The following is an 11,624-nucleotide window of genomic DNA, read 5'->3' as shown; positions in this document are numbered from 1 at the left end:
TGGAGTGGGCCTCCGAGGTCAAGTATGACAAGAACCATGCCGTGCGGCAGTCCATCCGTCGCAACCTGGAGCTGTTTGCACGGCGCCTGCAGGACGACCCCGAGATGGTCGCCCGCGTTGAGGGTATCAAGCAGGAGATGATGAACTCCGAGCAGGTACAAGCCATGCCGGGGGCAGCGTGGGAGGCCTTTAGGGCGGGCGTCGCCAAGCAGGCGAGCGAACCGCAATCCTTCCTGCGCACCAAGATCGCGGCCGAAGCGCAGAACTTCGGCGTGCGCATTCAGCAGGACCCGCGTTTTCGTGACAAGGCGAATGAAATCGTGGATAAAGCCGCGCGCTGGGCGTCGGAGAATTTCGCCGGTGACATCATCAGTATCATCCCGGAGACCATCAAGCGCTGGGACGCCACCGAAGCCGCCGAAAATATCGAGCTTTTGGTGGGCAAGGATCTGCAATTTATCCGTCTGAATGGCACGGTTGTGGGAACGCTGGCAGGATTGGTTATCTACACTGTAAATCACCTCGTCTTTGGTGCTTAAAGGAGAAAATAATGGCTAATTCCTTCGTTAATTCTTTGAAGACCGCGGGTGCTTCCAGTTTGGAAGCCGCCAAGGATTTTTCGAGCCGTGTGAAGGCAGAGCGCGCGCAGCAGCCGAAACCGGAAGGCTCTTTCCTCGACAAGGTCACCGGCACCGCCCGCGGCCTTGGAGAAAGCGTCAGCAACGCCGCCGGTGAGGTGCGTGACTCCGAGGCTTTTGCCCGCGCCCGCAAGGACTTTAATGCGGCCTATGAGGAGGGGCGCGCGGGCGTCGAGAATGCGATTGCCAGCGTGAAGGAAAAGTGCTCCGGCTCCACCTCGGCAAACGGCAACATCATCGACGGCGAGGGCATTGGAGAAGGCGAAGAAAATCCGTTTGGCCCGGCCCGCTAGGCTGGGATGTCTATGGACATCATCATTTACCTTCTCAACCACGCAGCTGGGTGGTTCTTTACCTTCTTGAGCATCTTCGCCATTGTTGGCGCCATCCTCGCCGCCACCACTCGCGAGGATGCCTACCGCGCCGGTGACCGCAAGAGCAAGTGGACCTGGGTGGGCATGCTGGCAGCTTCCGCGCTGGCGCTGAACTTGCCGTTTTCTTTCCTGCCGTGGATTGGCGCAGTCGTGACCGGCGTCTATTGGTTCGACGTCCGCCCGCAGCTCAAGGCCATCGTCAACGGCGACTACAGCTACTAAGATGCGCAATCTCTTAAACGCCGCTCTCGACGACGTCCGCGCCGCCGCGCAGCCGGATGAGGCCGTGCTCGTCGCGCCCACGCACGTGCTTGCCGCACAGGGCGCCGCCCACGTGGTCACCGTCGCCGGCTATCCCACCGGCCGCCACCATAGCCTCATCAAGGCCTCCGAGGCGCGCCTGGCGGTGCAGTCTGGCGCCGCGGAGGTATGGGTCGCGGTAGACGCCCTGCTTGGCGACGCCACCAGCCTGCTCACCGATCTCATCACCGTCCGCGAGGCCTGCCCGCAGCCGGCCCAGCTTGGGCTTATCCTTCCCGCGAGCGAGAATGCTCTCACCGCGGCGCAAGCTGCGACGCAGGCGGGCTTCGATAAACTCATCTATTCCTCGCCTGCCCAAGCCGAGCAATTACAAGAAAAGCTCGCGGGCCAGCCGGCAGGTTTGTTGCCTGCCGAGGTCTGGCCCGCGAGCTAGCCTAAGTGAAAACGCCTTTTAGCGGCCTTGTTGCGCGGGTGCTGGGGCGCCTTCCTTCGCGCCTTTGCCCGCCGCATTGGCGGCGCTGCCCAGCTCGCTCATCGGCACGTCCTGGCCAGTGATGGTGAGGTTGAGCTCGCCGTCAGCCACATCCACTTCGTCGACGCTCAAGCCCTCGCCGATGAACTGATCCTTCATGCCCTTCTGCAGCGCAGTAGAGATGGCGTCGGTTGCTTCCTTCGGCAAGTCGAAGCCCAGCAGGGAGGCGTTCTTTGCCGTGATCGACAGGTTGCCGTCCTGCGCCTTCGGCTCCAACGCGAGATTGGCGAGGCCGCCGGCGAACTCGACGTCGAGAAGATTCTCGGCGTCGTTAGCCGTGATGTTGGTGACCACCAAGTTGCCGACCTGTTCGCTACCGGACTCGTCTGCGATGCCCTTCTGGAAGGTGGCCAACAGGTAATCATCTGGAACCTTGGTGGAAGCTCGGAGGGAGCCTGCCACCGGGTCATCGGACAGCGTCATGTCTTCGATGTGGACGTTGGTAGCCGGCTGGCCCTTGATCTCGGTGCCGTCGATCTGCAGCGTGGACGGCGTTTCCATGTTCATTTCGCTGAGCTTGCCACCGAATAGTCCAAGCAGGATAGGAGTGGTGCCGAAGCTAATGTTCGGATCCTCCTGGGACTCAATTCCTTGGTCCTTGGCGGCCTGGGCGAACTGGTCTTTCATTTGGTTGCCCATGAACCAGCGCAGGCCGAACTCCGCCAGCAAAATGAGAACGAGGAATGCCACGAGCACTCCGATGAGTATTTTCCAAGCCAGAGACGTCTTCTTTTGAGCCATACCTACCAGTGTTACTTATGTGAACTCACAGCGCCAATGAGGGCAACCTGCTTCACAGCTTTGGCGCAACGACTTCCCAGTTAACGCTCAAGACGCTATCGCGCATTCTCCTGCGCACCGGATGCACGGGCAGCCCCGCATCAATCATCGCCTGTTGCGCCATTCGCCAGCGCACACGAGGCCCGTGGGGAGCCCACCCCGCGGCGTGATCCCATGCGCGGTCGGCGGCCTGCAAAAGCTCATGAATCGGCTCGCCCGGAATGTTGCGGTGGATAAGTATCTTGGGCAGGCGTTCCGCTAAGTCAGAGGGACGCTCCACGTTGAAGGGATCCCATGCCAAATGCAGGCTCTGCGGGCCTTCGCGGTTGAGCAGGATCCAGGTGGATAGCCTGCCCAGCTCATCGCAGGTGCCTTCCACGAAGAAACCACCAGGGGCCAAGCGCGAGGTAACCTCTTCCCATGCCTCGGGAACCTGGGAGACATCGTATTGGCGCAGCACATTGAAAGCACGCACCAGCTGCGGGCGATACCCCGCCAGCTCGAAGCCTCCCAGCTCGAAGGTCACGCCGTCGCGAGGCGGCAGCACGCGCTCCGGCGCAATCTCCAGGCCGGTCACCCGCACACGGGGATTGACCCGCCGCAGCCAGCCCGCCCATTCCACGGTGGTGAAATGGGACGCGCCATAGCCGACGTCGAGAGCCAGCGGCTCCTCCACGGACCGCAGCAAAGCCGTGATGGAGGGGTGTGCGGCGACCCACCTATCGCAGCGACGAAGCCTGTTTTGATTGGTGGTACCGCGGGTAATAACGCCGAAAGGCCGACCCGCACTCGCGCTTGCGCGCAGGTTATGTGCGTGATCGGCCATTTCTGTTAAAAGTAGCGTTTAGAGGTTGTCAGCGATCCACTGCTCGGTCAGCTTGCCCTCGTTATTGAAGAGCTCACCTAGGGCATCGGCAACTTTCGGCTCGATGGCAGCGCCCATCATCGGGATCTTCACGGAGATCTCGTTGACGTAGGACAGGGTGGTGGTATCACCCTCGCCGGTCAGGGCGATGTCGCCGCCGAAGTCAACAGGGGTTCCCTTGACGTCTGCGGTGTATTTAACATCGGCAGCATTGCCGTTGAGCTCACCAATGGTGACGACACGCTTGACCTTCAGGTCCTGAGAAACCATGGCGCGGACAGCTTCAGGCAGCAGGGTGGTTGGCAGCACCTCGAAGAGGATGGCTACGTTGTTGGTGAAATCATGAACCTGGCCCGGATCCGGAGAAAGGTTAGCAACAATGTGCTCCCAGTAACCCTGCGTGAGCAGCGCCTGGTGAACCTTTTCGATGGGCTGATTGATCGTTACGGTGTTTTCGCTACGGGTTGACATGCTTTACAGACTACCTTGGTAGACGTGCTTGATGAATTTATGACCCAGAAGCTCTCCGCGATCGACGGCCTCGTCCTCGACACGGAGACCACCTTCGCAGACCTGACCACCCTGCGCGTAGGCGGCAAACCTGAGCTGTGTTTGCGGGCCACGCTTGCCGACGCCGCCATTTCCGCTGTCAAGGCACTGGATCAAGCTTCTATTCCTTTCGTCGTGGTGGGCGGCGGCTCTAACCTCTTGGTCGCCGATGAGGGCATCGATGTCGTAGCACTCGTCCTCGACTTCGCTGAGGTGAGCGTGGACGCGGAGACTGGCGTGGTCCGCGCGGAAGCCGGCGCGAACTGGGACGAAGTGGTTGCCGCTTCCGTGGAGGCGGGCCTCGGCGGTATCGAGTGCCTGTCCGGAATCCCGGGAACCGCGGGCGCTGTGCCGGTACAAAACGTGGGTGCGTATGGCGCAGAAATCTCGGACGTGCTTAACCGCGTGCGCCTGTATACCCGCGAGACCGGTGCCGATGAGTGGGTTCCCGCCTCCGACCTGGACCTGGCTTATCGCTACTCCAACCTGAAGTTCACCCACCGTGCAGTCGTGCTCGAGGTGGAACTGCAGCTTTCTACGGATGGGCTTTCCAAGCCGCTGCGCTTTGGCCAGCTCACACAGACCCCGGGCGAGCGCCGTCCCGTCGCGGAGGTGCGCTCGCAGGTGCTGCAGCTGCGCCGCGGCAAGGGCATGGTCTTGGACCCAACCGACAACGACACTTGGTCCGCCGGCTCCTTCTTTACCAATCCCATCGTGGACTCTGCGGTTGCCGATAACATCCAGGAAATCGTGCGCACCGAACGCGGTGCCGAGGACGCAGACCGCATGCCGCGCCACGCCGTCCTCGCAGGCTCGGACGGCGAGGAAATAAAGCTCTCGGCCGCCTGGCTCATCGAGCGCGCCGGGTTCGCCAAGGGCTATCCAGGTGTTGGTCCGGCTACCTTGTCCACGAAGCACACTCTCGCGCTGACGAACCGTGGGGCCGCGACGGCCTCCGACATCGTGGCGTTGGCGCGCGAGATTCGCGCGGGCGTCGCCAAGCGCTTCGGCGTAGAGCTCGTGCCGGAGCCGGTCTGGATTGGGGTGTCCATTTAGGGCGTCCTGCCCCAGGACGTACCGCTGTGTGAAAATACGGCCTTCCAATTGCGCGAATTGGAGGGCCTATTTACATTGAGAGGTATCCGTGTGCTTGGGGGAGCACGCACACTTGGGGGAAGTAGAGGATGCTGCAACCAATTCGGGGGAAACACTCGCGCACCATTGACCGTCTCGTGGCGAAGGGCAAAGCCGTGCGCATCACGCCGGGCCTGGCGTTGCCGCGCCAACCCACCCCGCGCGAACTCGCGGGGATTTTGAACGAGCGTTATCCTGGCACCGTGCTGGATGGAGGCTCGGCCGTTGCGGTCTATACAGAGCGCAAGCTGGAGTTTCCGCTGCAGCTCATGGCGGCACGTCACGCTCGCACCTGCGCGTATTTCTCCACGCGGCGCGCCATGCCCAAGGGCCCATATATGGTCAACGGCCTAAACGCGTGCAATCCGCTGCAAGCGCTGGAGGTTGTGGAAGAAGACAAAGCCATCGAGTTCTTGGAGCGTTTCTGCAACGGCAAGGATGGCCACCAACGGCTGGCCTTTTATAAGGAGGATTTCCAGCGCTTTCCCTCGCGCACGCGGCGGATTATGCAGCGTAGCGTCATCGGCAGTGATAGCAAATACGAGCGTCTTCTCACCCAAGCCCTTGCCGATGCCTGCCTCGCAGTGGCCAACAACCAACGCATCGGGCCGTATTACTGGGATATCGTGCTGGCCAAGGAGAAGGTCGCAATCGAGATAGATGGCTACGAGTACCACAAAGGTGAGCGCATCCAACGTTTCGAGCTGGACCGCCAGAAGCTCAACGACGCGGTGCAGCGCGGGTGGAAGCCGCTGCACTTCACGGCGGGGATGATTGAGCATCATCTGCAGGTTGCCATCGACCAGGTCATCGCCGTGGCCCGCGGGGGAGGGCAGTTGCTGCCGCCAGCGTGGAAGTGGCATCACTATTTCCGCTACGAGAACGTGTGGCGGTGAGCGCTGTGCCCGCGGCACCGTACTTCTGTGTGTATTTAGTGCAGGAAATAGGGCCGGTTTGAGGGGGCTATTTACACAGGGAGGTACACGCACACGAGGGAAGCAGCTACGGTGGTGTCCATGATTGCGCTTGGCTGTACCTCAATGACTCCGCACTCCTATCCCGATTCCCCGCGTCGCGCCGAGATGGTCGATGTCCTGCGTGGCGCGGTGGAGGCAGGCGTAGAGCTCTTCGACACCTCTGAAATCCAGGGGCCCTTCACGGGCGAAGAAATGCTTGGCGACGCCCTGGGCAACCGCGCCCGCGTCCTCACCAAGGTCGGATGGGAGATTAAGGAAGGAAAGCCCACCGGCGCTTTGAACTCGCGCCCGGAGGTTATTCGCGCGAGCGCCCATGGTTCGTTACGCCGACTAAAACGGGAGCGCTTGGACGTGTATATGCAGCATCGCGTGGACCAAGACGTGCCCATTGAGGAAGTAGCGGGCACAGTAAAAGAACTTATCGATGCAGGTGACGTGGCCGCTTTCGGGCTGTGCGAGGCAAGCCCGGAGACCATTCGCCGCGCGAACAAGGTCTGCCCGGTGACGTATCTGGAGTATGAATACTCCATCTTCAGCCGCGACGTAGAAGAAGAAATCATCCCGCTAGCCCGCGAATTGGGCGCGGAGTTTATGGCCTATTCACCGCTGGCGAAGGGGCTTTTGGCAGGCCGCAGCGAGCCAGATGATGATTCTTCCTCGCCGCGTTTGCACTCTGCGAACTTCGCGGCCAACAAGCAGCTGGCGCAGGAAGTGGCGGCAGCAGTGTCTGACCGCAACGTCTCCGAGATAGCGCTGGGCTGGTTGCTGGCCAAGGACGTGGTGCCGATTGCCGGTTCGACGAACCTCGCACGGATCAAAGAAAACCTCGCAGTCACTGCGCTGAGCACGCAGGAGTGCGAGGCCGTTGACGAGGTACTAAGCCGAAAGCCCGTGCAGGGCGCGCGGTTGGCGCAACTGCACGAAGGCTTCGTAGATAAGGCCCGCGGATAAAGGTTAGGCCATAACCTCGAGCCACTCGTCCTTCTTGGACAAGAACTCGCGGGCGGCTGCCTGTGCGCCTTCGAGGGAGTGGCTGGCGCCCCAGCCGCATTGGCGCTCGTTGGCGGCGGGAACCTCGGTGGCGTGGAGGATATCCTCGAGGCCGTGCTCGAGTGCGTTGAGCAGCTCCTCTTGCTCCATGCCGTTGGTGATGGCATAAAAGCCGGTCTGGCAGCCCATCGGCGCAAAACCGATGAGTTTATCGGTGTAATCGCGCATGAAGTTGGCCATCATGTGCTCGATGGAGTGCACAGTGGGCATTTCGAGGTGAGCCTCATTGGGCTGGCAGAAGCGCAGGTCGTACTTGATGATCTCGGCGCCGCCTCCCAGCGGGGTACGGCCGGCCACGCGGACATAAGGGGCCTTGACGTTGCGGTGGTCCAGCTCGAAGGATTCAACATTGCTGCGTTCAGTCATATATAACAGCCTAGTATCTACTTGGCGTGCCACGGGTGTCACTTCTCTGGCAGCTAGCTGAATGTGCTTAGTCTGGCGAAATGAGCCAGCAGGAGCCTTCCAAGATTCTTCCCCCGCACAGCACTGAGGTGCTGGACATCGACCAAACGGAGAGAAACCCGCTCTCGCGTAAAAACCGCCTGCGCAAGGAGAGCTGGGGTCTTGTGCTGCGTCGGACATGGTCGGACTATTTCCTTGAGGGGCTGGGCGACCGCGGCGCGGCGATGACCTATTTCACGCTTATGGCTTTTGCTCCGACCGTCCTGGCCGTTTATTCGATTGCCACTTTGCTTTTTGCCAATCGGAAGCAAGAGGTGGAGCAGCTGACTGAGCAGCTCATTCAAGATTATCTGCCGCAGGACGTTTCGGCGCAGGCTACGGACATCGTGAATACCATCGTTGGCTCGAGTGCAAAGGGCACCATAGCGCTGGTTTTATCCGTGCTGGTTTCCTTGTTCTCGGCCTCTGGTTACGTCCGCGCTTTTTCGCGCACCGCCAACATGGTCTATGGCCGCGTGGAGGGCCGCGGGCTGTTGCGTACCTGGGCGATGATGTGGGTTCTCACCATCTTCTTGGTGGTCGGCGCGGTGATTTTGGTCTTTGCTAACCTGCTGCGCGATACCGTCATCACTGGGCTTATTGAACCCGTCTCGCGTCCGCTGCATCTGGAATCCGCCGTGGATTTCTTGCTGCGCATTTTCCTTCCTGTGTGGAACTGGCTGCGCTTTCCGGTGACGGTGGTGATGGTCATGGTGCTGATTGCGGTTCTCTATCACTATGCCCCGAACGTGCGCCCACCGCGCTTCCGTTGGATCACCTTGGGCTCTGTGGTGACGCTGCTTGTCAACGTCGTGGTGTGGTGGCTCTTCGGTCTCTACCTGAGCCATTTTGCAGGCGTGAGCGCCTATGGCGCGCTGAGCACCGTGCTGGCTTTGTTCGTTGCAGTCTGGATTATGAATACCGTGCTGATCTTGGGGCTCAAGCTCGACGCCGAGGTTCTGCGGGCGAAGGAGCTGCAGATAGGCCTCGAGTCGCAGCACTACATCCAGGCAGCGCCGCGTTCTGACGTCGCCGCGCGCGCCCAGGCTAAGACCCAGAAAAACCTTGAGGCGCGAGGCGACGCCATCCTCAGACACGGTGCTGAGGACGGCGGCGACGCCGAGGACTAAACCGCGGGGTAGATGCCGTCCTGGCCGAGGCGGGCGGCTTCGACGTCATCGTCAACAACGCCGGCATCGCTCCGCAGATCCCGCTCGAGGACATCACCGAAGAAGAAGTCGACAAGATCTTCAACGTCAACTACAAGGGTGTCCTGTGGGGCACGCAGGCTGCGGCCAAGAAGTTCAAGGAGCTCGGTCACGGCGGCAAGATCATCAACGCCACCTCCCAGGCCGGCATCAAGGGCAACAAGGGCATTCCACTCTACAGCTCCCCCAAGTTCGCCGTGCGCGGCCTGACCCAGGTCACCGCCCGTGACCTTGCGGACGACGGCATCACCGTCAACGCCTACGCGCCGGGTATCGTAAAGACTCCGCTCATGAAGGGTCTTGCTGAGGAACTCGCAGAAAACGCTGGCAAGCCCGCCGAGGTGGGGCTGGGAGCAGTTCACCAAGGACACTTCCTTGGGACGCCTTTCCGAGTCTGAGGATGTTGCCAAGATCATCGGCTTCCTCGCTGGTTCCGACTCTGACTACATCACCGGCCAGACCATCATCGTCGACGGCGGCATGGTCTTCCACTAAAACGCAGGTCGACTATCAGTGAAATGATCGTTGGAAAACTTAGGTGCGCTGACATGACATGTGCTGTTCGCCAGAGCTTGGTGATGAGGGCGAAAGTAGGGCAGCCGCGTCCGGGGAGGATAGACCTAGCGAAGCGTATGAGACGAGAGGATTAGAGACCGCTCTAGCGCCATAGCCCTGCTCAAATAGTTCCACTGTTTGTTCACGCTGAGCTTGGCTCAACTTGCTGCTGGATGCATAGAAAAACTCCCCACAATCTGGTTTCTGATTTTTCAGTCCGGTTTATGGGGAGCAGTTCACTTTGACACCTTTACGGTTAAAGCTGCGGAAAGCCCGCACCGCAGTAGGGGGCGCGGGATCTGGAAATTTCATGCATATTTTGTTTGCCGAGGGTGTGCTGCGGCTCTGAATTCTTTAGAGCCATTCAGCGCTGGGTAAGCGACCGCCCGTGACAAAATATATGATCTTGATAACAACCCAAATTATCCAAGCGAACAGTAGAGGGGATAATCCGGCAAGAATAGAGAATGCAACCAGCAACCACGATTGGCTTTTGTATGCAAGGACTCCAGCTGCTACACCTATGGGTACGGTAATGATGAAATACGGCATGGTCCCTTCCGGAAAAATGGAAGGAAAAAGATACGGGAACGCAATCGCAGTTGTTGAGAGTAAAGCTGAGAGAAGTTTACTTAACTTTAGGCTCTTGTTGCTTTTGTGCCTGTTCATTTCTTTCTCCTTCCCGGACCGTTGGGGATCCACTATGCTAATGGATTGCACAGGGCGGAATTGAAATATGTAGCAATAGCAAGGGCCATCGCGTTTTCTCCGACTCCATTGAATTTGCCCCGGTTTTTACGAATTCCTTGAACCAGCTCCCTGTCGCATGAGCAAGCGAAGTATCCTCGCGAGCCATAGCATTTATCATGCTTTTGGCAGAGAGAGTCGAGAGTATTGATTGGGGCACCCGGACCACTGTGCCCTGGGCCGCACCAGTTTCCATACCCAGGCATGTCGCGCGTTTCAAGGCTGTATATCATGACCTCGTTATTGTCGGCTACGCGGTTGAGGTTTTCTCCTGCGACGAGTAAATAATGCGACGCATTTTCTTCTTTGGCTTTTTCGGTGTCGAAATGGCGTTGTCCGTCCGCCCGATATACGAGGTAGTGAGACAGTGTGGCCATCGCAGTATCAAAATCTGTTGACTCTGATACCTCGCTTGCAGGGATTGCTAAAGCTTGATTGCCAACTAAGTTTTTGTCTTGCGTGCTATCAGCTGGGGATGCGGCGGATACTGTTGGGGTGGTCTCCAGAGCAAAACTTCCGGTGGGGGTAGCGAATATTGTTGCGGCTACAACAAGAACGGGAAAGACTTTTTGGAATGTATTCTTCAACTTCATTTCCTTAATTCTCTTGTCAATCTGGTTTTGTTGAGGAAATTACTGAAGAATTCAAGAGATGGCAATACTTTTACCCAAATTTTCATGAACTTTTGTCTTGTAGTGTGTTGCTTTATCGTTCCAGCAGCCGTTCGATGAGCTGTACCGTGGCGCGATACCACCAAAACCCAATCGCGAAATGCTCCATCATGATCACCTTGTTTGGGTCATTGCTGTGTCGAATATCAAACTTATATGGGACCTTGCACGTTGGAAGGGGGCGGCTTCGCCGTTAGTGAGCAGATGGGTCTTCAACAATTGTCTCTTATCCCCAAGAATGTACGCCAGGTTTGTGCAGGCCGCTCGTTTGTCAGCGGTCGTAGCGTCTCGCTTGCGATAGAGGCGTAGCGCTGTATCCATGCGACTTTGTGAATCCTGACTGTTTAGTCGCCATGAATCCTCTACGAGGGGTTGGTACGGAACATTCGTGTCATCGAAGGCCTTATTGATCAGCGATCCGGTGAAACAGCGGGTTGCGATTGCATTGAGAGAACCGACCTAGCTTATGGCCCCAGTAGAGATTGGGGCTGATTATCGTGTTTACAACTTGCGCTCTTCGGCATTGGAAAACCTCTTGCACAAGGTATTTGTGGTCGTGCGGTTGAAGGTGTCTCAGGTTGGGATCGATGGGCGCACCTACAATCCACATGAGTGGTTCGTCGCGCTGCTTCCGGTGATCAATCAAGCGATTCAGATGATTCAGACTGGCGATATCGTTTCCGTCGTTTATGACCCTGAGAAGCAAAAGTTGGTCGAGCGTTAGCTGAAACGTAGCCGTCAATCATCACTTTGGTGTCGGCGTGCGGCAGGCGGCGGCCTTGACCGGACGGCCAGCGGCCCCCAGGTCGAGCGGCGAACGCAGCCACACCAGGTTCTTC

At 58.8% G+C, this 11,624-nt stretch carries 17 protein-coding genes; 11 read left to right on the top strand and 6 right to left on the bottom strand.

Annotated elements, in window-relative coordinates:
- The 4 genes from HMPREF2724_RS12010 to HMPREF2724_RS11995 form a co-directional block, all read left to right on the top strand.
- Positions 1 to 539, top strand: a 539-nt coding sequence (locus HMPREF2724_RS12010; RefSeq protein WP_141748393.1) for a DUF445 domain-containing protein, incomplete at its 5' end; no start/stop codon positions are given.
- Positions 540 to 550: 11 nt separating this feature from the next.
- The gene (locus HMPREF2724_RS12005) at positions 551 to 931 is read left to right on the top strand and encodes a hypothetical protein (RefSeq protein WP_070588701.1); all 381 of its coding nucleotides are present in this window, start codon (positions 551 to 553) and stop codon (positions 929 to 931) included.
- Between the two features lie 12 nt (positions 932 to 943).
- A complete protein-coding gene (locus tag HMPREF2724_RS12000) occupies positions 944 to 1,234 on the top strand; it encodes a DUF2516 family protein (protein ID WP_061920279.1) in 291 nt (96 codons plus the stop codon).
- Between the two features lies 1 nt (position 1,235).
- A complete protein-coding gene (locus HMPREF2724_RS11995) occupies positions 1,236 to 1,706 on the top strand; it encodes a hypothetical protein (RefSeq protein ID WP_061920281.1) in 471 nt (156 codons plus the stop codon).
- Positions 1,707 to 1,724: 18 nt separating this feature from the next.
- Here HMPREF2724_RS11995 and HMPREF2724_RS11990 read toward each other — a convergent pair whose 3' ends face one another.
- The 3 genes from HMPREF2724_RS11990 to HMPREF2724_RS11980 are packed head-to-tail and all read right to left on the bottom strand — an operon-like array spanning position 1,725 to position 3,921.
- Positions 1,725 to 2,546 carry an LmeA family phospholipid-binding protein gene (locus HMPREF2724_RS11990; protein ID WP_061920283.1) on the bottom strand — a complete coding sequence of 274 codons (822 nt, stop codon included), beginning with the start codon at positions 2,544 to 2,546 and terminating at the stop codon, positions 1,725 to 1,727.
- A gap of 52 nt (positions 2,547 to 2,598) precedes the next feature.
- On the bottom strand, positions 2,599 to 3,411 hold the full coding sequence (locus tag HMPREF2724_RS11985) for a class I SAM-dependent methyltransferase (protein WP_061920285.1): 813 nt from the start codon (positions 3,409 to 3,411) through the stop codon (positions 2,599 to 2,601).
- 18 nt (positions 3,412 to 3,429) lie between these two features.
- Positions 3,430 to 3,921 carry a DUF2505 domain-containing protein gene (locus HMPREF2724_RS11980; protein WP_061920287.1) on the bottom strand — a complete coding sequence of 164 codons (492 nt, stop codon included), beginning with the start codon at positions 3,919 to 3,921 and terminating at the stop codon, positions 3,430 to 3,432.
- Between the two features lie 24 nt (positions 3,922 to 3,945).
- On the opposite strand from HMPREF2724_RS11980, the gene HMPREF2724_RS11975 reads away from it, so the two are divergent.
- From HMPREF2724_RS11975 to HMPREF2724_RS11965, 3 genes are all read left to right on the top strand, one after another.
- Entirely contained in the window at positions 3,946 to 5,055 is a 1,110-nt protein-coding gene (locus tag HMPREF2724_RS11975; protein WP_061920289.1) for a UDP-N-acetylmuramate dehydrogenase, read from the top strand.
- A gap of 128 nt (positions 5,056 to 5,183) precedes the next feature.
- A complete protein-coding gene (locus HMPREF2724_RS11970; protein WP_061920290.1) occupies positions 5,184 to 6,029 on the top strand; it encodes a PDDEXK family nuclease in 846 nt (281 codons plus the stop codon).
- A 120-nt stretch (positions 6,030 to 6,149) separates the two neighbouring features.
- A complete protein-coding gene (locus HMPREF2724_RS11965; protein ID WP_070588718.1) occupies positions 6,150 to 7,061 on the top strand; it encodes an aldo/keto reductase in 912 nt (303 codons plus the stop codon).
- Positions 7,062 to 7,064: 3 nt separating this feature from the next.
- Here HMPREF2724_RS11965 and HMPREF2724_RS11960 read toward each other — a convergent pair whose 3' ends face one another.
- On the bottom strand, positions 7,065 to 7,526 hold the full coding sequence (locus HMPREF2724_RS11960; RefSeq protein WP_062036065.1) for an S-ribosylhomocysteine lyase: 462 nt from the start codon (positions 7,524 to 7,526) through the stop codon (positions 7,065 to 7,067).
- A gap of 80 nt (positions 7,527 to 7,606) precedes the next feature.
- Here HMPREF2724_RS11960 and HMPREF2724_RS11955 point away from each other — a divergent pair, with 80 nt between their 5' ends.
- Genes HMPREF2724_RS11955 through HMPREF2724_RS13365 form a run of 3 tightly spaced genes read left to right on the top strand, consistent with a single transcriptional unit; the run spans position 7,607 to position 9,307 of the window.
- Positions 7,607 to 8,734 (top strand): YihY/virulence factor BrkB family protein, encoded by a 1,128-nt coding sequence (locus HMPREF2724_RS11955; RefSeq protein WP_061920296.1) that lies wholly within the window; start codon positions 7,607 to 7,609, stop codon positions 8,732 to 8,734.
- Between the two features lie 20 nt (positions 8,735 to 8,754).
- Positions 8,755 to 9,210, top strand: a complete 456-nt coding sequence (locus HMPREF2724_RS12530) for an SDR family NAD(P)-dependent oxidoreductase (RefSeq protein WP_082778537.1) — start codon at positions 8,755 to 8,757, stop codon at positions 9,208 to 9,210.
- The gene (locus HMPREF2724_RS13365; RefSeq protein ID WP_160330552.1) at positions 9,188 to 9,307 is read left to right on the top strand and encodes an SDR family oxidoreductase; all 120 of its coding nucleotides are present in this window, start codon (positions 9,188 to 9,190) and stop codon (positions 9,305 to 9,307) included. Before HMPREF2724_RS12530 ends, HMPREF2724_RS13365 begins: the two co-directional genes overlap by 23 nt.
- 414 nt (positions 9,308 to 9,721) lie before the next feature.
- On the opposite strand, the gene HMPREF2724_RS11945 is transcribed toward HMPREF2724_RS13365, so the two are convergent.
- A complete protein-coding gene (locus HMPREF2724_RS11945; protein WP_070456777.1) occupies positions 9,722 to 10,036 on the bottom strand; it encodes a hypothetical protein in 315 nt (104 codons plus the stop codon).
- A 32-nt stretch (positions 10,037 to 10,068) separates the two neighbouring features.
- Positions 10,069 to 10,707, bottom strand: coding sequence for a phospholipase A2 family protein (locus HMPREF2724_RS13020; RefSeq protein ID WP_201040627.1), 639 nt, complete (start codon positions 10,705 to 10,707; stop codon positions 10,069 to 10,071).
- 544 nt (positions 10,708 to 11,251) lie between these two features.
- Here HMPREF2724_RS13020 and HMPREF2724_RS11930 point away from each other — a divergent pair.
- Positions 11,252 to 11,509, top strand: coding sequence for a hypothetical protein (locus HMPREF2724_RS11930; RefSeq protein ID WP_061920320.1), 258 nt, complete (start codon positions 11,252 to 11,254; stop codon positions 11,507 to 11,509).
- Positions 11,510 to 11,624 lie beyond the last annotated feature (115 nt).

This window comes from Corynebacterium sp. HMSC071F07, assembly GCF_001810285.1.
GTDB classification, from domain to species: Bacteria; Actinomycetota; Actinomycetes; order Mycobacteriales; family Mycobacteriaceae; genus Corynebacterium; species Corynebacterium simulans.
This window is presented reverse-complemented; position numbering and strand designations above follow the sequence as displayed.